The following is a 19,908-nucleotide window of genomic DNA, read 5'->3' on the forward strand; positions in this document are numbered from 1 at the left end:
CGACGCCTCACCGGCCGGCGGCCCGGCCCGCCCAGAAGCCGGTGACGAGGCGGTGGAACTCGTCGGCGCGTTCGACCTGCGGCAGGTGCCCGGTGTCGGCGAACAGGTGGGTGCGGGCCCGGGGCAGCCGGGCCCGGGCGGCGGCGAGGTGCGCGGCGGGCAGGATCAGGTCCCGGTCGCCCCAGACGACCAGGACGGGCACGTCCAGCCGGGCCACCCCGTCGAGGAGTTCCTGACGCCACGGCGCGGCGACGCCCCGCACCGTGCCGAGGCTGCCGACGAGCTCACGCATCACCCGGGCGGCGTGCGGGCGGCGCGCCACCGCCAGCGCCTCGGCGAGGCGGGCGGCGGTGACGTGCCGACGGTCGTGGAACAGGGCCCGCTCGGTGCGGCGGGCCACGGCCCGGCTCGGCCGCAGCAGCAGCCGGGCCAGTGGCCGCACCGCCAGCAGCCGCAGTCCGATGGTCACCTCGCGGCCGAACCCGGCGCTGGCGACCAGCACCAGGCTGGCCGCGCGGGCCGGGTCGTCGACGGCCAGCCGCATCGCGACCGCCCCGCCGAGAGAGTTGCCGACCAGGTGGACGGGGCCGGGCACACCGAGCGCGTCGAGGCAGTCGGCGGCGGCGCGGGCCAGCGCCGCCAGGGTATGCGGCCCGTCCAGCGGCGCGGAGCCGCCGTGCCCGGCCAGGTCGAGGCTGATCACCCGGTGGTCGCGGGCGAGCCGCCCGTGCAGCTCGGCGAAGTCGGCGAGGGTGCGGCCGATGCCGTGCAGCAGCAGCACGGGCGGGCCGTCGCCGGTGTCCCGGCACCGGACGGCCCGGCCCCGCACGGTGAGGATGGTGTCGGCCGGGCCGCTCACCCCGGCTCCCCCGGCCCGTCCGCCGGCACCGGCGCGGCGGCGACCGCCTGCGGCCCGGCGGACCGCCGGCCCACGGCGAGGGCCAGGACCTGGCCGTACCCCGCGGGGGCGAGCCGGGCCAGCAGGTCGGGCAGCCGCGCCGACCAGCCGATCAGCACCCGGCCCCGACGCCGCCGCACACCGCGCAGGATGGCCTCGGCGGCGGTGGCCGGGTCGATGGACAGCAGCCGCTCGAAGCGGCGGCGGGCGGCCTCGTACTCCTGCACGGGCACGCCGCTGCCGACGCGGGCGTCGGCGGCGATGCGGGTGCGGATGCCGCCGGGGTGCACGCACGTCACCCCGACGCCGTCGCCGGCCAGCTCGTGCCGCAGCGCCTCGGTGAACCCCCGCACGGCGAACTTGCTGGCCGAGTAGGCGGCCTGCCCGGCGGGGGCGATGAGCCCGAAGAGGCTGGACACGTTGACCAGGTGCGCGCCCGGCTCGGCCTTCAGGGCGGGCAGCAGGGCGTGGGTCAGCTGCACCACGGCCCGGAAGTTGACGTCGACCACCCAACCGAACTCGTCCAGGGTGACCTGGTCGAAGCGGCCGCCCAGCGCGACACCGGCGTTGTTGACCAGCAGCCGCAGCCGCGGGTGCCGCCGCCGCAGCTCCTCGGCGGCCCGTGCGGTGGCGGCGGCGTCGGCCAGGTCGACCACGACGGTGTCGACGCGCCGGCCGGGGTGGGCGGCGCGCAGCGCGGCGGCCACGGCGGCGAGCCGGTCGGCGTCGCGGTCGAGCAGCACCAGGTCGGCGCCGCGGCGCGCCAGGCCGTCGGCGAGCGCCGCGCCGATGCCGCCGGCCGCCCCGGTCACCACGGCGGTGCCCGCCGCGAAGTCGAACCTGCGCACGTCGCTCTCCCCTCGCCCGGCCGGTCAGCCGGCGGTCGTGCCGGCCGGGTGGGCCGGGTCGCGTCGCTGGGCCGGGGCGTGCGAGAACCGCACGCCGGCGTCGGTGAGCCGGCCGTGCCGCATCAGCAGCAGGTCCCGCACGTAGTTCTGGTGCAGCCGCCACGGCGCGGCCGCGCCCTGCTTGGGCAGCGCGTCGACGCTGCGCAGCACGTACCCGGCCTTGAGGTCGATGATCGGCTCCAGCGGGCCGCCGGCGGGGGCCAACGGGGTGACGACCTGCTGGCCGGTGGCGTCGAGGTGCCGCAGCAGCCGGCACACGTAGGTGGCGACGAGGTCGGCCTTGAGCGTCCAGGACGCGTTGGTGTAGCCGATGGTCATCGCGAAGTTCGGCACCTGCGACAGCATCATGCCCTTGTAGGCGACCGTCGCGGCGAGGTCGACGTCGCGCCCGTCGACGGTGAGCGTCATCCCGCCGAGGGCGAGCAGGTCGAGGCCGGTGGCGGTGACGACGACGTCGGCGGTCAGCTCGACGCCGGAGGCGAGCCGGATGCCGGTGGGGGTGAACGTGTCGATCCGGTCGGTCACCACGTCGGCCCGGCCGCCGCCCAGGGCGGCGAACAGGTCCCCGTCGGGGGCCACGCACAGCCGCTGGTCCCACGGGTCGTAGCGGGGCGAGAAGTGCCGGTCGACGTCGTAGCCGGCCGGCAGGCGACCGGACGCCGCGCGCCGCAGGTACCGCCTGACCAGCGTCGGGGCGCGGCGGCTGAGCTGGTAGTTGGCGGTGCCGAGCAGCACGTTCTTCCACCGCACCACCGGATACGCGGCCTTCGCCGGCAGCCACCGCCGCAGCGCGTCGGCGAGCACGTCGCGCGACGGCAACGCGATGACGTACGTCGGTGAGCGCTGGAGCATGGTGACGTGGGCGGCCCGCCGCGCCAGCTCCGGCACGAGGGTGACGGCGGTGGCGCCGCTGCCGATCACGACGATCCGCGCGCCGGTGTGGTCGAGGTCGGCCGGCCAGTGCTGCGGGTGCACCAGCCGCCCGGTGTAGGAGTCGACGCCCGGCAGGTCGGGGGTGTGGCCGGCGTCGTAGCGGTAGTAGCCGGAGCAGACGAACAGGAACCCGCAGGTGACGGTGACGTCCTCGCCGGTGTCGTCGCGGTGGGCGCGCACCGTCCAGCGGGCCGTGGCGCCGTCCCACCGGGCGGCGAGGACCCGGTGGTGGAACCGGATGTGCCGGTCGACCCCGTGCTCGCGGGCGGTGTCGCGCACGTAGGCGCGGATCGACTCGCCGTCGGCGATGGCCCGCGGGTTCGTCCACGGCTTGAACGAGTAGCCGAGGGTGAACATGTCCGAGTCCGACCGCACGCCCGGGTAGCGGAACAGGTCCCAGGTGCCGCCGATCGCGGCGCGCGCCTCCAGCACCGCGTACGTCTTGTCGGGGCAGGCGCGGCGCAGGTGGCACGCGGCGCCGACGCCGGACAGGCCGGCGCCGACGATCAGCACGTCGACGTGGTCGCAAACCATGACGTGTCTCCCGTCGCAGGCGGTGAACCGGACACTATCCACCACCGTCGACGGCGGTCAACGCGCGGCCGCGGTGGCGCGGTCCCCCGCCCCGGGCGCGCCCGCCGTGGTCCGGTACCCGCCGTGGCGCGGCGCACGCCGGTGCCGCAGCCACCCACAGGGGCCGCCGCGCGGCCCCTGCCGGCGCGGCGGCCCCGGCCGGCGGGACAATGGGCGGGCCCCGGGGTGCGCCGCCGACGCCGTCCCGACGTCTTCGAGGAGAGGGCCGACGTGTCCGACACCGCCCCGCCCGGCCCCGGCGACGAGCTGCGGGCCGACTGCGCCCGCTGCGTCGGGCTGTGCTGCGTGGCGCCCGCGTTCGCCGCCTCGTCGGACTTCGCCGTGGACAAGCCGGCGGGTCGGCCGTGCCCGAACCTCGGCGACGACTTCCGCTGCGGCATCCACCGGGACCTGCGGGCCCGGGGTTTCGCCGGGTGCACCGTCTTCGACTGCTTCGGCGCGGGCCAACGGGTCACCCAGGTCACCTTCGGCGGCCGCGACTGGCGCACGACGCCCGGCGAGGCGACCCGCATGTTCGACGTGTTCGCCGTGCTGCGGCCCCTGCACGAGCTGCTGTGGTATCTGACGCAGGCGGCGGCGCTGACCGGGCCGGGACCGCTGCGCGTCGAGCTGGACGCGGCGCTGGCGCAGACCCGGCGGCTGGCCGCCGGCACCCCCGACCAGGTGCTCGCCGTGGACGTCGACGCGCACCGGGGGCGGGTGAACCCGCTGCTGGTGCGGGTAAGCGAACAGGCCCGGGGCGAGCGGGCCGGCGCGGACCGGCGGGGGGCGGTGCTCGTCGCCGCCGACCTGCGCCGGGCCGACCTGGTCGGGGCGAACCTGCGCGGCGCGGTGCTGCTCGGGGCGGACCTGCGCGGCGTGGACCTCACGCTGGCCGACCTCACCGGCGTCGACCTGCGCGGCGCGGACCTGCGGGGGGCGGACCTGCGCGGGGCGCTGTTCCTACACCAGTCGCAGGTCGACGCGGCCCGGGGCGACCACCGCAGCGGCCTTCCGGCGGCGCTGACCCGCCCCGCGCACTGGTCGCTGCCGGTCGTCGCGGCCCGCCGCCGCAGCGCGGGCCCGGCGGACCGGGGCCGCCGCCGCTGACCGGCGCGTGTTCTCCGCCGGCCGGGACGTTTGCCGGCCGGTCAGCCGGGCACGACTGTCCCATGACCAGTGAACGACGCGTCGACCGGGCCAGCACCGACGAGCCGGACGGTGTGCCGGCGATGGAGGCGTCCCTGCGCCCGCCGGGCGATTCGGTGCGCAGCGACGCCGACAGCGGGGACGACTTCGCGGACCTGCCGGCGGAGCAGGCCCGCCCGGCCCGGGACACCAGCCGGGCCGGCTACGACGTCGACGCCGTCTCCGGCGCCGCCGACCCGTCCCGCGAGGGCTGACCCCGGCGACGGCGCCGCCCGCCGGTGGTGTCGACGGCGTCAACCGTCGCCGTCGGCGTCGCCGGCTGAGCGCGACCCGCCGGTGCGGGGTGGCCGGGGTGGCGGCCCCGCGTCGGGCGGCCCGGCGCGGTCAGGGTCCCGTCGTCGAGGTGAGGTGGATGGCGCCCGCCGGGCACGTCTCGACGGCGCGCCGGACCCGGTCGGCCGCCTCCGGCGGCGGGTCGGGCCGCAGTAGCAGCACCAGCCCGTCGGTGTCGTCCTGGTCGAAGACCTCCGGGGCGGCCACCACGCAGTTGCCGGACCCGCAGCAGCTGCCCCGGTCCACCGCCACCCGCACCACGCCCACCTGGCTCACCAGGTCACCGGCAGGCTGTTGAGGCCGAACACGACAGACGTGTCGCGGGTCGACGCCTGCTGCGGCCCGACCTCGGCCCGCAGGGTCGGGAAACGGTCGGCCAACCCCAGCAGGGCGATGCGCAGCTCCGCGCGGGCCAGCGGCTGGCCGATGCACTGGTGCACCCCGAAGCCGAACGCGAGGTGCTGGTGGGCCTGCCGGTACGGGTCGAACTCCTCCGGGTCGTCGAAGACCCCCGGGTCGCGGTTGGCCAGCGACAGCACCGCGATGACGCCCTCCCCCGCCCGGATGGCCTGGCCGCCGATCTCGGCGTCGACCAGAGCCAGCCGGGGCAGCCCCGTGCGGACCACGCTGAGATAGCGCAGCAGCTCCTCGACGAGGTCGGCCGCCCGGTGCGGGGACTGACGCAGCGCCGCGAAGCGGCCCGGCTCGCGCAGCATCAGCAGGGTGCTCAGGCCGATCATGTTGGCCGTGGTCTCGTGGCCGGCGACGAGCAGCAGCAGGGCCATCCCGACCAGCTCGTCGACGGTGAGCTGCCCGGTGACGACCCGGTCGCGCACCAGCCGGCTGATCAGGTCGTCGCCGCCGGTGTCGCCGCGCCGGGCGACGACCAGCTCGTGCAGGTAGTCGCGCAGCTCCTGGGCGTGGGAGCGGAACACCTCCGGCGACGTCCTGCGGTCCAGCAGGGAGCGGCTGCGGACCTGGAAGAAGTCGTGGTCGGCGTAGGGGACGCCGAGCAGGTGACAGATCACGATGGACGGCACCGGCAGGGCGAACGTCTCGACCAGGTCGGCCGGCGGGCCGGCCGCCGCGAGGTCGGCCAGCGCCCCGTCGACCGTCTGCTGGATCAACGGCTCGATCCGCCGCACATTCTTGATCATGAATTCGGCGGTGAGCATCCGGCGCAGCCGGGAGTGTTCCTCACCGTCCATCCGGATGAAAGCGCCCTGCCGGCCCGACTCCGACTGCGGGGGCAGCGGACGCACCAGCGGGAACCCCGGACGCTCCAGGTCGGCGCTGAACCCGGGGTGGCGCAGCACCTGACGCACGTCGGCGTGCCGGGTGACCAGCCAGGCGGGCACGCCCGTCGGCAGCCGGACCCGGGTCACCGGCCCCACGAGCCGGTGCCGCTGCTCCTCGTCGAGCAGCGCGAACGGACCATGGTCGAGAGTGGACGCCGGCCAGAGGGGCAGGTCGGTAGCGGCGGTCGCGGTCACGCGGACACCTCCCGTGACAACCGAGGGTAACGCCATCGATCCGCAACGTTACCCACCCGGGGTGCCGCGGCACAACCCCACACCGTGACGCAACGTCACCCCCGGCCGGTCGCCGGCGCCCCCGACCGCGCCTGCGCCATGCCCCGACCGGCCAACGCGTCGGCCCGCTCGTTCTCCGGATGCCCGTTGTGTCCCTTCACCCACAGCCAGGTCACCTCGTGCCGGGCGCACGCCGCCTCCAGCCGCTGCCACAGGTCCGCGTTCTTCACCGGCTGCCGCGCCGCCGTCACCCACCCGTTGCGTTTCCACCCGGCCAACCACCCGGTGATGCCGTTACGCACGTACGTGCTGTCGGTGTGCAACCGCACCGGCACCGGCCGCGTCAGGCTCTCCAACGCCCGGATCGCCGCCATCAACTCCATCCGGTTGTTCGTCGTCGGCGTTGCCTCGCCCCCGCACAGCTCCCGCTCGTGCCCGCCGTACCGCAGCACCGCGCCCCAGCCACCCGGCCCCGGGTTGCCGCTGCACGCCCCGTCGGTCCAGATCTCCACGACCCCGCCGGCCCCCGCATCCACCATGCCCCGCAACCTACCGCGCGCCCCGGCCCCCCACCGACACCGAAACCGACACCGAAAACCGGCGGCGTCACCACCGCCGCTCTGGCAGGCTGGCCCACCGTGACCGACCGCCACGCCGACCTGCATGCAGGCCGAGATCCACGCCACCGTCGACGAACTCGTCTCCACCGGCCGCGAGGCAGGCGTGCAGATCGCCGCCTACCTGCACGGCCACCCGATCGTCGAGGTCCACGCCGGCGTCGCCGACACCACCACCGGCCGCCCGATGACCGCCGCCACCCCCGTCTACGGCGTCTCCACCGGCAAGGGGCTCACCGCAACCGTCGTGCACGTGCTGGCCGAACGCGGGCACCTCGACTACGACCTGCGCATCGCCGACGTGTGGCCCGAGTTCGCCCGCCACGGCAAGGGCCACATCACCCTGCGCCACGCCCTCACCCACACCGCCGGGATCCCGGCGCTGCCCGCCGACGTCACCCTCGACGACTTCGCCGACTGGGACCACATGTGCGCCATCGTCGCCGACGCCCGGCCCCTGTGGGCACCCGGCCGCCAACTCGCCTACCACGCGTGGACGTTCGGGTGGATCGTCGGCGAGGTGATCCGCCGCGTCACCGGCCGCCGTGTCGGCGACATCCTCGCCGACGACGTCGCCGCGCCCCTCGGCGTCACCGGGGAACTGTTCTGCGGCGTCCACCCCAGCACCCGACCCGGCCCGGCCCGCATGGAAGACGGCAACCTGTCGGCCATGCTGGAGACGTTCGCCGGCCAGCTACCCCACCTCGACCGGGTCGCCCCGCCCGGCGTACGCCCCGACGCCACCCTCGCCGCCCGACCCGACGTGATCGCCGTCGACGTGCCCGCCGTCGGCACCCTCACCGCCCGCGCCGCCGCCCGCATGTACGCCGCGCTCCTCGGCCCCGTCGACGGCGTACGGCTCATCTCCCCGCACCGGCTGCGCGCCGTGTCCCGCCCCGCCGTCCGCGGCACCGAATGGGTCTTCGGCCGGGAAACGACCTGGGGCCTCGGCTACGCCATCGACGACGACGGATCGTTTGGTGTCGCCGGCAGCGGCGGCAGCCTCGCCTTCGCCTACCCCCGGTGGGGCCTCACCGTCGCCGCGACCCGCAACCGCCTCGCCGTCGGCGACGGCGACCCCCTGGAACACCTGCGGGCCCGCATCCGCGACACCGTCGCCGCAGCCGCCGACTGACCCCGGGCCCGGCTCAACCGGCGCGCCGCAGCCGCCCCCGCAACCGGCCCACCGCGTCACCCACCACCGCCGACGTCATCGGCGCCAACGGGCTCGACCGCATCACCGCCAACTCCTCCGCCAGCCCGGTCTCCCCGTCGAGGAACCGCAACACCCGCGACGCCGGATTACGGTCGAACAACCGGCCGAAGAACTCCGGACCACCGACCCGCCCCGTGTCCCACGCCCGCAACGCCACCGCGTCCATCCACAGGTGCCGCCGGGGATACGCCGGCGCCGGCACCGGCGCCCGCCCACCCGCCAACGCCACCGCCACCTGCTCGGCCTGCCGCAACATCGCCGAGAACGTGAACCCCGTCGACGGGCGCGTCGCGCCACCCGCCGTGCCCAACCGCACCACCCGCGGCGAAGGACGACGCGGAAACGGCGCGTCGGTCATCGGAATCACCCCGTCCTCCACCTCCCGCACCACCAACGCCGCCGGATCCCACCCCAGCCGCCCCAGATAACCGCGCAACGCCCGGTCGTAGCCGTCCCCGGTCAACCGGGCCGGGGAGAACTCCGTGTACTCCACCAACGCGAACCGGTCGCTGACCGGCAACACGTAACCGAACGACACCCCCCGCGCCGGCTGCGGCGTGCGGAAGTCCATCAGCACCGCCCGCCCCGGATCGAACAACGCCGTCTCCGAGGCCACCCACCAACCCCGGAAATGCTGCAACCAACTCGTCCGCCCCGGCCGCGCCGGCGGCCGGGGACGCGAGTCCAGCACCCACGACGCCCGCACCAACGGCGCGCCGTCCCCGCCACGCACCACCACCCGCGTGCCGTCGTCGTCGAGCCCCGCCACCGCCGCGTCGCACCGCACCGCCCCCAGCCGCCGCTCCGCCCGCTCCGCCCGCGCATACACCGGAGCCGACCGCACCATCGCATACCGCAGCGGCGCCAGGTCGAGCACCCGCCGACGCCCCGGCGTCACCACCTCCACCTGCCCCCAACTGGCGCTGAGCACCCCGTCGAGCACACCACCGGGCCGACCCCAGAACGCCCACGTGCGGTCCTGGCCGCGCCGGCGCACCGGATCGACCACCGCGACCCGCAACCCCGCCGGCCCGCGCCGGTCCAACGCCGCCAACACCAGCGACGCGGCGCCCCCGCCGCCGACCAGGGCCACGTCCACGTCGACCGGCGCGCCATCGTCCACCCCGACACGCTGTCACACCACCGGCCGCCGTCCGACACCGGCCGGCACGGCGGACGACACCCCGGTCACTGCCCGCGCCGGTGCGCGACCTCCAGGCGGGCCAGGTCCTCGTCGGTCAACCGCAACGACGCCGCCGCGACGTTCGCCACCAGATGATCGGGATCACCCGTGCCCGGAATCGCCAACACGTTCGGGCCCCGCCGCAGCGTCCACGCCAGCCGCACCTGCACCGCCGACACCCCGTGCGCGGCGGCGACCGCCCGGACCTCCGCGTGCTCCGCACCACTCACGCCCGCCTCCCGGCCCGTCGTCGCCAGGGAGAAGAACGGCACGTACGCCACCCCCTGCGCGGCGCAGTCCCGCACGAACTGGTCGTGCCCCGACCGGAACCCCAGCCCGTACGCGTTCTGCACACTCACCACCGGCGCGACGGCCTGCGCCTGCGGCAGATGATGCGGACGCACGTTGGAGATGCCCAGGTGCCGGATCAGGCCCGCCTCGCGCAGCTCGGCCAACGCCCCGAAATGCTCCGCCACCGACTCCAGGCCCGCCTGCCGCAGATACACCAGGTCCAGGTGGTCACGGCCCAACTGCCGCAGGTTCTCCTCCACCTGCCCCCGCAACTGCTCGGGCCGCGCCAACGGCAGCCACTCTCCCGACGCGTCCTTGCCCGGCCCGACCTTCGTCGCGATCACCAGATCCTCCGGGTACGGCGCGAGAGCCGTGTTGATCAACTCGTTCGCCGACCGCAACGCCGAGAAGTAGAACGCCGCCGTGTCGATGTGGTTCACCCCCAACTCCACCGCCCGGCGCAGCACCCCGACCGCCCGCCCCCGATCACCGGGCCGCCCCTGCCCCGCCCCCGTCAGCCGCATCGCGCCCAGACCCATCCGGTTGACCGTCAGATCACCCAGCCGCCACGTGCCCGCCGCACCCGCGGCAACCGTCCCCGTATCCATGATCACGATCATGGCACGGGCAGGGCCACCCACACCGCCCCACCACCGCCGCCACACGACAGCAACGAAGAATTCTCAATCCCACCTGATCGGGGACCCAACCCTCCTAGGGTGGGACACACCGGTGCTACACACGGAGTTGGCCACCCGAACGACGTCCCACGCGACAGCGGACGAAAAGTGAGGGAAGACGCGTATGAAGGCACAGTCAATTCTCGGATCGGCAGCGCTCGGCGCGGGCCTCGGCACACTCCTGCTCCCCGCCGCCGCCCTCGCCGACACCACAGTCTCACCCGCGACCACCCCGGTCGGCGGCACCGTCGTGCTCACCTCCACCTGCAACCCGAAATCCGGCGACGCGCTCTTCCACGTCACCGGCCCCGACCGGGACCAGAACGTCCGATCCACCACCGCCGCCGCCGGCGGCGGACTCAGCGCCGAACTCTTCACCGCCGGATTCACCCTCGGCACCTACACGGTCACCGCCACCTGCGGCGACGGCAGCACCTCCGGCAGCGCCACCTTCACCGTCACCCCGATCGGCGCCGCACCCGCCGGCACCGGCACCGACACCGACGCCACCGGCCTGCTCGCCACCGGCAGCACCCTCCTCGCCGCCGCCACCACCAGCGCACTCATCCTGACCCGCCGCCGACGCCGCCGCACCGCCGCACCGGCCTGAAACCACCCCAACCACGGGTGCCCGCGCCGGCCACCACCGACGCGGGCACCCCCACCGGCCCGACAGGAGACACCCCATGGCAGCCCCCCACCACACCACCCGGGCCGCCATCGCACTGACCACCCTCACCGCCGCCGCCGGACTCGGCCTCATCACCACCGCCGCCACCACCCACACCCCACGACCCGCCCCACCCGACCCCACCGCCGCCACCACCCGCACCACCGCACCCGCCCCACCCCTGCCCCACGCCACCCCCCTGCGCATCACCATCCCCACCATCGACGTCCACGCCGACATCGTCCCCGTCGCCGCCGACCCCCACGGCCAACTCGAAGTCCCCCCAGCCGGCCCACCCGCCACCACCGGCTGGTACCGCCCCGGCGTCAGCCCCGGCGAAGCCGGCAACGCCGTCATCGTCGGACACGTCGACTCCCGCGAGACCGGCCCCGCCGTCTTCTTCGACCTCGGCCGACTCAGACCCGGCGACCCCATCCACATCACCCGCGCCGACCACCGCACCGCCACCTTCACCGTCGACCGCACCGCCACCTACCCCAAGACCCGATTCCCCACCGCCCTCGTCTACGGCCCCAGCCCCACCCCCCAACTCCGCCTCATCACCTGCGGCGGCCGCTTCGACGAACGCCACCACACCTACCCCGACAACATCGTCGTCTTCGCCACCGCCGTGCCCTGACCCACCACCACGACCGAAGATCCCCTACGGTTGCCGGGAGTCCCCGCGAAGCGGAGGTGACCGGTGGACCAACGACCCCCCACGACCCGGTGGCGCACCACCCTGCCCACCCTGCTCCGACGCGCCCTACGCCGCCCCACCCCCACCACACCACCGGCCACCCACCCCACCAACCCCGACGCCGTCGTCGACTGCGCCGTCTACGTCAACGGCCAACGCCAACCCGGCCGCCCCCACTACACCGACGCCCACCACCACAGCCGCCGCAACCGGCGCGCCTTCGTCTGGCTCGGCCTGCACGACCCCACCCCCGCCGTCATGACCGCCGTCGGACACACCTTCGGCCTCGACGACCTCCACATCGCCCAGGCCCTCACCGCCGGACACCGACCCACCCTGCAACGCCACGACGACACCACCCTGCTCGTCCTCCGCACCGCCGCATACGTCGAACACACCGAACTGACCGACACCTCCGAGGTCGTCGACACCGGCGACATCATGATCTTCATCGGCGACCGGTTCGTCGTCACCGTCCGCCACGGCGCACCCGGCGCACTCACCACCGTCCGCCACCACCTCCAACAACGCCGCGCCCTCCTCACCGAAGGCCCCTGGGCCGTGGCGTACGCCATCTGCGCCCGCATGGTCGACCAGTACCTCGACGTCGCCCACCACGTCGAAACAGACCTCGAACGACTCGAAGAAACCGTCTTCGCCCGCGACCGCACCGCCGACATCGCGCACATCTACCAACTCAAACGAGAAATCGTCGAACTCAAACGCGCCGTGCTCCCCGCACAGGCGCCCCTGCGCACCCTCGCCGGACCCACCGACGACGGCCCACCCCCAGCCCTACGCCGCTGGTTCACCGACGTCGACGGCGACCTCGCCCGCGCAGTCGACCGCGTCAACGCCTACGACGACCTGCTCAACTCGATCCTGCAGTCCCGACTGGCACAACTGGCCGTCGAACAGAACAACGACATGCGCAAGATCGCCGCATGGGCCGCCATCGCCGCCACCCAAACCGCCGTCGCCGGCATCTACGGCATGAACTTCACCCACATGCCCGAACTGCACTGGCGCTACGGCTACGCCGGCGCACTCCTGCTCATGGCCACCGCCGCCCTGACCCTGCACCGACTCTTCCGCCGCTCCGGCTGGCTCTGACACCCCACCCCGGGCCGATGCCCGGTTCGCCCCGTCGCGTCCCGTGGCCCGGGTCACCGCGACGGCGGAATCGGGCCCGGGGCGGGGGCGTTGTAACCGGCATGCGACCGAGGCTCCGCCGCCCGGTCGACCCCCCGCTCAGCCCCGCCCCGTGAGCCCGGACCCCGGGCCGGGGAATGGCGGACGGGCCGGGGTCGTTACACCCTCCCGACGCCCCGAGCAGGCCCCCCGGCCGCCGGGTGCGCATCCCCCGGATCCTTCCCGCGACGCCCCGGACGGCGTCGTGTCTTCTCCCCCGAGCAGAGGAGTCGCCGTTATGCGTACCGATCTGATTCGTCGTACCGCTCTGACCGTTGCCGGAATCGCTGCGACCGCCGGTGGGATCGCCGGGCCGGCGCTGGCCGCGCAGGCCGCTCCCGCGGAGCGGGTTGCCGCGTCGGTGCAGGCGGAGCGTCGGCCGGCGGGTGAGCGTCAGCTGGACGTGCGCTACGAGGCGCAGCCCAACTTCTTCTACTGTGGCCCGGCGGCGGCGCGCAACGCGCTGAGCGTGCAGGGCAAGAACATCGACGTGGACACCATGGCCAAGGAGATGGGCACCACCGAGGCCGGCACCGACTCCATCAACGACATCACCCCCGTGCTCAACAAGGAGACCGGCAAGGCCGACGCCTACCGCAGCGTCGAGATCCGCACCAACAAGGCCGACGACAAGCAGACCGACACCCTGCGGGCCGACATCGTCCGCACCGTCGACAACGGCCGCGCAGTCGTCGCCAACATCGCCGGCACCACCACCGACACCGACGGCGTCACCCACTCCTTCGAGGGCGGCCACTACATCAGCGTCGTCGGCTACCGCGACAACGGCCACACCGTCAAGATCGCCGACTCGGCCAACCCCGACCAGGCCAGCTACTGGATCACCGTCGACCACCTCGCCGACTGGATCGCCACCCGCGGCTACGCCACCTCCTGACCCGCAACCACCAGAACGGGCCGGCCCCACCGGGGCCGGCCCTATCCAATGCCCTACGGCAGGATGACCACGTGGCCAAACGACACCGCAACCCGGCAACCGACCCCTGCCCCTGCGGCACCGGCCAGCCCTACCCCGACTGCTGCGGCAAACTCCACCGAGGCCACGCCGACGCCGCCACCGCCGAAGCACTCATGCGCTCCCGATACACCGCCTACGCCCTCGGCGACACCGCCTACCTGCTACGCAGCTGGCACACCTCCACCCGCCCCCGCCGCCTGCACCCCGAACCCGGCCAACGGTGGACCCGACTCGACATCCTCCACACCGACCGAGGCGGCCTACTCGACAACACCGGCACCGTCACCTTCCAAGCCCACTACCGACAAGCCGGCCGCCCCGCGACCCTCACCGAACACAGCCGCTTCACCCGCGAACACGGCCGCTGGGTCTACCTCGACGCACAACCGGACTGAACCAACCACCCCACCTCACCGGCCGACGCCGCCCCCGTCCGGCCGACGAATCACCACCGTCGCCTCCCCGTCATCCACCACCGCCCCAAGCCCCCCGGAACCCTGCCCCAACGGCGGCACCGGCTGCGTCACCTCCGACCCCCCGAACGAACCCACCGGCTGCGTCACCTCCGACTCCTCACCCACCCGGGGCACCACCTGCGTGCGATCGGCATCCCCGGCCACCGGCGGAGCCTCCGCCGCCAACCGCTCCGCCACATCCCGCCGCCCCGCCCGATACGCCCGCGCATGCGCCGCCACCACCCGCGACTCCCGCTCCGCCCGGCTCAACCACGACTCCCACCGACTCTGCATCGGACGCACCAACCCACCACCGACACCCACCACCAGAATCCCGCCCACCGTCGCCAGCACCGCCACCAGCACCGGCGTCGTCACCGCCGTCGCCACACCCACCTGATTCAGCGCCGCGATCACCCCCAACCCCACGATGAACACCGACGCCACGCCCGCCAGCACCCGCCCGTACGACAACCCACCCAACGCGCTGCTGATGATGTCCTTCACCGCCCGGGCGATAGCAGCCGCCACCACCACGATCACGATCGCCACGAACGCCCTCGGCAACCACGCCACCACCGCCGCGATCAGATCCGAGATCGGATTCGGCCCCCACAGACCGAACGCCACATGCAACGTCACCAACAGCACCCCGTAGTACGCCAGCTTCGCCACGACGTCACTCGCGTCGTACGGCGACCGCGCCAACGCCGCCTTGATCCCCCCACGCTCCACCGCCCGGTCGAACCCGACCCGCGCCAACACCCTGCCCACCACCCGCACCGCCGCCTTGGCCACCAACCAGCCGACCACCAGGACCACCACGAACCCCACCGCCCTGGGCAGGAAAAGCAGCACCGCCCGCAGCACGTCACCCACCGCGTCACCGAAGTCGTCTCTCATCGCACAGATCCTTCACACCAGGGACAGCCGACAAACCCGTCGCCCTACCCTGACCCACCCGCGCGGAAACGGCACCCCGACCCGGCCCTCAACGACCACGACAGGCGTACCGCACCTCCGTACCCGCCTGCGTCACCGACGGCTCCACGATGTTGACCGTCGCCGTCTCCCGCGCCGACCCCACACCCGTGAACGACCACCTCAACGGCAGACCCACCGACCGCTGCCCCCGACCGACCCGCTCACTGACCAGCGCACCCGGCGGCGAACCCGAACGCAGCCACTGGTAACGGATCGTGCCCGCGTTACCGTTCGTCCGCACCGTCGCCACCACATCCACCGTCACGTCACACCGGCTCCCCGCCGGCTCGACCACCGCGACCGTGACCCCCTCGATCTCCAACGGACTCAACCGCTGCCACAGGAACAACCCCACGACCACCAGCAGCACCACCGTCAGCAGAGTGGACAGCACCGACACCAGCCGACGCCACACCGGCCGCGACCGCACCCCCGGCCCCGAACCCGGCTGCGGCCACGCCGGCGCCACCGGCGGCCCCACCGGCACCCCCGGACCGAACCGCGTCTCGCCACCCGGCGCGACCGTGACCGCAGGCTCCGTGGAAGCGCCGACCGTACGCGACGACGCCGGACCCGCCACCGTCGCCTCCGGACCCGCCCCGAACACCTGCGTCCGCCCCGCATCCACCGTCCGACCCAGATCCACGGTGCGCCCCAGCCCCACGGTCGGCTCCACCCCACCCGCCGCACCCACGCCCGGCACCGCCGCCGTCGGCTCGTTCGGACTACTCAACGCCGCCCCTCCGTCAACCTCGCCGACACCACCGCGATCAACCCGGCGTACAGAACGGCTGAAGACTCACGTACACCGGCCCGACCGGCCCGGCCGAATTGCCCGCAGCATCCACCGCCGTGACCGACACCGGAATGCGCACCGCCGCCTCCGGCATCGCGAACGGACCCAACGTCCCCTGGAAGACGTCCTTCCCCACCGACGCCATGCCCACCGACGCGGACACCCGACCCACCGTGTACCGGAACGACACCCGCAGCTCCCCCGCCACCGAACGGTCGTCGGTCACACTCACCGTCACCGACGTCGACCTCGGCCCGTACTTGCAGCCCTCCGGCTCCAACGTCGTCAACGCCGTGCTCGGCGACCCCACCGACGGCGCGGTGACATCCGACGGCGGCGACGACGTGCTCACACTCGGACTGGCGGTAGGCGACGCCGTCCTGGTGGGCCGGCCCGTCGGCGACGGCGGACGCGTCGTGGCCGGCGCACCCGTGGTCGGAGCCGCCACCGTCGGACTCGCCGACGTCGGCGCGGGCGTCGGGGTGCCACCCGACGGACCCACCGTGACCTCCGGCGCCGCCGACTCCGACCCGCCACCCGACACCGGCGTCGCCGCCCCGGCCGGCCCACCGGCGTCCACCGGCGCGGCCACGTCCGGCTCCGCATCCGAGGCGTACTGATAACCGACGCCGCCGACCAGCACCGCCGTCACCAGCGCCCCGCCGACCAGGGCCGTACGGGCCCGCCCCGTCCGCATCCGCCGGCCGGTGCGGATCTCCCGACGGGTGCCGAACCCGGCATCCGACCCGAGAACCGTGCTCGCCACGCTCGTGCCGCCGCCCGAGGACTCCGGGAACGGGAACAACACCGCCAACAAGGCGGCCCGCCGGGCCAGCTCCCGTATCCCGCGCTCCTCCCAGTCCGGCCCGTACGCCCCACCCGCGATCTGCTCCAGCACCCCGAGGAAGACCTGCGCCGGCTGCGGCCGCTCGTCGGGCCGCTTGGCCATCCCCCGGCGCAGCAGCTCGTGCACCGGCGGCGGAGCCGGATCGGTGGGAACCGGCGCGCTGGCGTGCTGGTCCCGCAGGGCCAACAGGCTCCGCCCGTCGTACGGGGGACGGCCCGTCAGGCACTCGAAGAAGGTCGCCGTCGCCGCGTAGATGTCGCACGCCGGCGCCGCCGCCGCGCCGGTCCACTGCTCCGGCGCCATGTAGCGCGGCGTGCCGCTGACGATGGTGGTCGACTCCCCGCCGATCGGCATGGCGATGCCGAAGTCGGCGAGCTTGCTCTCCCCCTGCGCGGTGACCAGCACGTTCTCCGGCTTGTAGTCACGGTGCACCACGCCCCGGGCATGCGCGGCCGCCAGGCCCGCCAGCGATCCCTTGAGGACGCAGAGCGCCGCCTCCGGCCCGGTCGGCCCGTTCGCGCGCAGCATCTGCCGCAGCGAGACGCCGTTGACCAGCTCCATGACGATCGCCGCGCCGGTGGGCGACTCGACGTACTCGTAGAGGCGGGAGATGTGCGGGTCGTCGATGTCGGCCAGCAGGCGGGCCTCGGCGCGGAAGGACTCACGGAACGACGGGTCACCGCCGAGCCCACCGACGAGGTACTTCACGGCGACCGGGGTGCCGGTCGCGTCGTGGGTGGCCAGCACCACCCGGCCGGATGCTCCCGAGCCCAACTCACGGACCTCGGTGTAGCCGGACACCAGCCAGCTGTTGGCGCTCATTCGACGGTCTCCACCGCTCCCCCGGGCCGCTGGCCCGACACACCCGAATCCGACGCCGCTCATTGTGACCGGCGTCGTCCAGTGGGCCATCGGCGCATCGGTTGCTTCCTCGGGTCTTTCTCGTCCTGTGGTCGGGTGTGAGGGGGTGGCGTGAGCCACGCCGCGTAAGGCATCCTAGGACACTAGGTGCAATAGTCCGGCGGCGGGTCGTCGGTTGCCCCCTGGCGCGCCGACCCGGCTTGGCAATATCCTCCACATCACACACTGCCCCTGGAGCTCCTTTTCACTCACGCGCCGTCGTCGGCCACAGAGGAGATGCCATGCACTTCGACCATCCGGAGCTCGACCGCCGCACCCTGTTGCGGGCCGGGCTCGGCGCGGCCACGGTCGCCGTCGTCGGCACGCAGCTCGCGTCCCCCGCCTCCGCGCGGGCGGCGTCCGGCCCGGACCTCGACTGGGTCATCGGCTGCGACGAGTGGGGCGCCCGGCCGCCGGCCGATCCCCTCTCGGTCAGCGAGATCGCCACCAACAAGATCATCGTGCACCACATGGCGTTCCCGAACGTCACCGACTACTCCCGCGAGCAGGCCGTGAAGCTGGCCCGGGACTGCCAGGACCTGCACATGGACGGCAACGGCTGGTCGGACACCGGCCAGCACTTCACCGTCAGCCGCGGCGGCTACGTGCTGGAGGGCCGGCACGGCAGCCTGGAACGGCTGACCGCCGGCGACCGGCAGATGGTCTCGGCGCATTGCCCGGGCGAGAACGGGCGCGCCATCGGCATCGAGAACGAGGGCACGTACGTCGACGAGACCCCGCCGGAGGCGCTGCTGGACTCGCTGGTCAGGCTCTGCGCCACGATCGGCCGGCAGTACGGCCTGCACGCCCACGACATCTTCGGCCACTGGGACTTCCGCACCACCTTGTGCCCGGGCGCGGCGTTCTACCGGCAGTTCCCCGAACTGCGCCGGCGGGTCTACCGCGAGCTGGGCACCCGCTACGGCGACGTGCCGGCCCGGCGCTGGCCGGACCTGTGGCGGTTCGTCAGCTCCCCCTCGGTGCGGGTGGTGCAGTACCTGCTCACCCACCGGGGCTACGCGGTGCCCCTCGACAGCACCTTCGACGCCGCCACCGTCGCCGCCGTGCAGGACTGGCAGGCCCGCAACGGCATCCCCGTCGACGTGGACGCCACCCTCACCGCGCCCACCTGGGAGACCCTCGCCCCCGAACTGGACCGCAGCGCCAGCGGCGCGCCGGTCAGCGGGGCGCAGTTCATCCTCAACGCGAAGGGCTACGCCGACGTGGCGGTGACCGGCGAGTTCGACCACGCCACCCGCCGCGCCGTGCAGGACGTGCAGCGGCTGCACAACCTTCCGCCCCACGGCAGGGTCGACACGGGCACGTGGTGCGCGATCGTCGGCGGAGTGGTCCGGCAGTCGTTCCGGCGGCCCTGACGAGCCCGGCCGGGCGGGCCGGCGACGGCCGACCCGCCCGGCGACGTCGGACCCGCAGGGGGCGCGCATTCCGGCCTGTCACTGCGCAAAACGGATCAATTGCTGCCATGATGGCGTCCTGCCGCCCGAACCGCAGCCGGAGGTCCACCCATGGCCGATCCACCGCCGGGCATCGAGGGCGAGGCCGTGGCGGCGCTCCTGGCCGCCAGCGGCGCACTCGTCGGGCTGGCCACCCGGTCGCTGGCCGGGACCGGCCCGGAGATCACCCTGTCGCAGCTCCGCACGCTGGTCGTCCTGGCCGTGCGGGGACCGCAGCGCGCGGCGGAAATCGCCGCGGAGCTCGGCGTGGCCCCCTCGGCGGGCACCCGGATGTGCGACCGGTTGGCCGCCAAGGGCCTCCTCCGGCGGGACCGCTCGACCAACGACCGCCGGGTGGTGCGGCTGCGGCTGAGCACGGCGGGGGCCGCTCTGGTCGACGAGGTGTTCCGCCGGCGGCGGGAGGCGCTGTCCCGCATCGTCGCGGAGACGGCCGCGCACTGGTGCCCGGAGGCGGTCGCGGCCCTGACCGCGTTCGCGGTCGCGGCGGGCGAGACGCCGGAGCGGCAGTGGTGCCACGGCCGGCCGGCCGCGCGGGAGCGCGCCCCGCGGCAGCGCGCCGGCCACGGGTCGACCGGAGCGCAGGCGTCAACCGCCTGAG

Annotated in this window: 21 protein-coding genes; 10 read left to right on the plus strand and 11 right to left on the minus strand. The window is 74.3% G+C overall.

Going from position 1 to position 19,908, the window contains the following annotated elements; translation table 11 throughout:
* Positions 1–7 precede the first annotated feature (7 nt).
* The 3 genes from O7628_RS28540 to O7628_RS28550 are packed head-to-tail and all read right to left on the minus strand — an operon-like array spanning position 8 to position 3,273.
* The gene (locus O7628_RS28540) at positions 8–859 is read right to left on the minus strand and encodes an alpha/beta fold hydrolase (protein ID WP_278135301.1); all 852 of its coding nucleotides are present in this window, start codon (positions 857–859) and stop codon (positions 8–10) included.
* Positions 856–1,746 carry an SDR family oxidoreductase gene (locus O7628_RS28545; RefSeq protein WP_278135303.1) on the minus strand — a complete coding sequence of 297 codons (891 nt, stop codon included), beginning with the start codon at positions 1,744–1,746 and terminating at the stop codon, positions 856–858. The genes O7628_RS28540 and O7628_RS28545 overlap by 4 nt, the downstream gene beginning before the upstream one ends.
* Before the next feature lie 24 nt (positions 1,747–1,770).
* A complete protein-coding gene (locus tag O7628_RS28550; protein WP_278135305.1) occupies positions 1,771–3,273 on the minus strand; it encodes an NAD(P)/FAD-dependent oxidoreductase in 1,503 nt (500 codons plus the stop codon).
* 270 nt (positions 3,274–3,543) lie between these two features.
* Between O7628_RS28550 and O7628_RS28555 the strand changes: the two genes are divergently transcribed.
* Together O7628_RS28555 and O7628_RS28560 are read left to right on the plus strand one after the other, a co-directional pair.
* A complete protein-coding gene (locus O7628_RS28555) occupies positions 3,544–4,422 on the plus strand; it encodes a pentapeptide repeat-containing protein (protein WP_278135306.1) in 879 nt (292 codons plus the stop codon).
* A gap of 62 nt (positions 4,423–4,484) precedes the next feature.
* Entirely contained in the window at positions 4,485–4,715 is a 231-nt protein-coding gene (locus O7628_RS28560; RefSeq protein ID WP_278135308.1) for a hypothetical protein, read from the plus strand.
* Between the two features lie 130 nt (positions 4,716–4,845).
* Here O7628_RS28560 and O7628_RS28565 read toward each other — a convergent pair whose 3' ends face one another.
* From O7628_RS28565 to rnhA, 3 genes are all read right to left on the minus strand, one after another.
* Positions 4,846–5,055 carry a ferredoxin gene (locus tag O7628_RS28565; protein ID WP_219825127.1) on the minus strand — a complete coding sequence of 70 codons (210 nt, stop codon included), beginning with the start codon at positions 5,053–5,055 and terminating at the stop codon, positions 4,846–4,848.
* 11 nt (positions 5,056–5,066) lie between these two features.
* Positions 5,067–6,287, minus strand: coding sequence for a cytochrome P450 (locus O7628_RS28570; RefSeq protein ID WP_278135310.1), 1,221 nt, complete (start codon positions 6,285–6,287; stop codon positions 5,067–5,069).
* Between the two features lie 95 nt (positions 6,288–6,382).
* Positions 6,383–6,865, minus strand: coding sequence for a ribonuclease HI (gene rnhA / locus O7628_RS28575; protein WP_074476357.1), 483 nt, complete (start codon positions 6,863–6,865; stop codon positions 6,383–6,385).
* A 124-nt stretch (positions 6,866–6,989) separates the two neighbouring features.
* Between rnhA and O7628_RS28580 the strand changes: the two genes are divergently transcribed.
* Positions 6,990–8,078: a serine hydrolase domain-containing protein gene (locus O7628_RS28580; protein WP_278135313.1), complete on the plus strand. Its 1,089-nt coding sequence runs from the start codon at positions 6,990–6,992 to the stop codon at positions 8,076–8,078.
* Positions 8,079–8,091: 13 nt separating this feature from the next.
* Here the strand turns inward: O7628_RS28580 and O7628_RS28585 are convergent, their stop codons facing one another.
* Both O7628_RS28585 and O7628_RS28590 read right to left on the minus strand, forming a co-directional pair.
* Complete coding sequence (locus O7628_RS28585; RefSeq protein WP_278135315.1) at positions 8,092–9,282, minus strand: lycopene cyclase family protein; 1,191 nt, start codon at positions 9,280–9,282, stop codon at positions 8,092–8,094.
* A gap of 65 nt (positions 9,283–9,347) precedes the next feature.
* Entirely contained in the window at positions 9,348–10,241 is an 894-nt protein-coding gene (locus tag O7628_RS28590) for an aldo/keto reductase (protein WP_278135317.1), read from the minus strand.
* A gap of 196 nt (positions 10,242–10,437) precedes the next feature.
* Between O7628_RS28590 and O7628_RS28595 the strand changes: the two genes are divergently transcribed.
* The 5 genes from O7628_RS28595 to O7628_RS28615 all read left to right on the plus strand — a co-directional run bounded on the left by O7628_RS28595 (position 10,438) and on the right by O7628_RS28615 (position 14,248).
* The gene (locus tag O7628_RS28595; protein ID WP_278135319.1) at positions 10,438–10,923 is read left to right on the plus strand and encodes a hypothetical protein; all 486 of its coding nucleotides are present in this window, start codon (positions 10,438–10,440) and stop codon (positions 10,921–10,923) included.
* 76 nt (positions 10,924–10,999) lie between these two features.
* Positions 11,000–11,623, plus strand: coding sequence for a class F sortase (locus tag O7628_RS28600; RefSeq protein WP_278135321.1), 624 nt, complete (start codon positions 11,000–11,002; stop codon positions 11,621–11,623).
* Positions 11,624–11,686: 63 nt separating this feature from the next.
* A complete protein-coding gene (locus tag O7628_RS28605; protein ID WP_278135323.1) occupies positions 11,687–12,796 on the plus strand; it encodes a magnesium and cobalt transport protein CorA in 1,110 nt (369 codons plus the stop codon).
* A gap of 316 nt (positions 12,797–13,112) precedes the next feature.
* The gene (locus tag O7628_RS28610) at positions 13,113–13,772 is read left to right on the plus strand and encodes a C39 family peptidase (RefSeq protein ID WP_278135325.1); all 660 of its coding nucleotides are present in this window, start codon (positions 13,113–13,115) and stop codon (positions 13,770–13,772) included.
* A gap of 71 nt (positions 13,773–13,843) precedes the next feature.
* A complete protein-coding gene (locus O7628_RS28615) occupies positions 13,844–14,248 on the plus strand; it encodes a YchJ family metal-binding protein (protein ID WP_278135327.1) in 405 nt (134 codons plus the stop codon).
* A 15-nt stretch (positions 14,249–14,263) separates the two neighbouring features.
* Here the strand turns inward: O7628_RS28615 and O7628_RS28620 are convergent, their stop codons facing one another.
* From O7628_RS28620 to O7628_RS28630, 3 genes are all read right to left on the minus strand, one after another.
* Positions 14,264–15,211 (minus strand): hypothetical protein, encoded by a 948-nt coding sequence (locus tag O7628_RS28620; RefSeq protein ID WP_278135328.1) that lies wholly within the window; start codon positions 15,209–15,211, stop codon positions 14,264–14,266.
* Positions 15,212–15,299: 88 nt separating this feature from the next.
* Positions 15,300–16,025 (minus strand): hypothetical protein, encoded by a 726-nt coding sequence (locus tag O7628_RS28625; RefSeq protein WP_278135330.1) that lies wholly within the window; start codon positions 16,023–16,025, stop codon positions 15,300–15,302.
* A 37-nt stretch (positions 16,026–16,062) separates the two neighbouring features.
* Positions 16,063–17,757 (minus strand): serine/threonine protein kinase, encoded by a 1,695-nt coding sequence (locus O7628_RS28630; RefSeq protein ID WP_278135332.1) that lies wholly within the window; start codon positions 17,755–17,757, stop codon positions 16,063–16,065.
* A gap of 320 nt (positions 17,758–18,077) precedes the next feature.
* Here O7628_RS28630 and O7628_RS28635 point away from each other — a divergent pair, with 320 nt between their 5' ends.
* Positions 18,078–19,211, plus strand: coding sequence for an N-acetylmuramoyl-L-alanine amidase (locus O7628_RS28635; protein ID WP_278135334.1), 1,134 nt, complete (start codon positions 18,078–18,080; stop codon positions 19,209–19,211).
* A gap of 150 nt (positions 19,212–19,361) precedes the next feature.
* Positions 19,362–19,907, plus strand: coding sequence for a MarR family transcriptional regulator (locus O7628_RS28640; protein ID WP_278135336.1), 546 nt, complete (start codon positions 19,362–19,364; stop codon positions 19,905–19,907).
* Position 19,908 lies beyond the last annotated feature (1 nt).

It is taken from the genome of Micromonospora sp. WMMD956, assembly GCF_029626125.1.
In the GTDB taxonomy this organism is placed as follows: Bacteria; Actinomycetota; Actinomycetes; order Mycobacteriales; family Micromonosporaceae; genus Micromonospora; species Micromonospora carbonacea.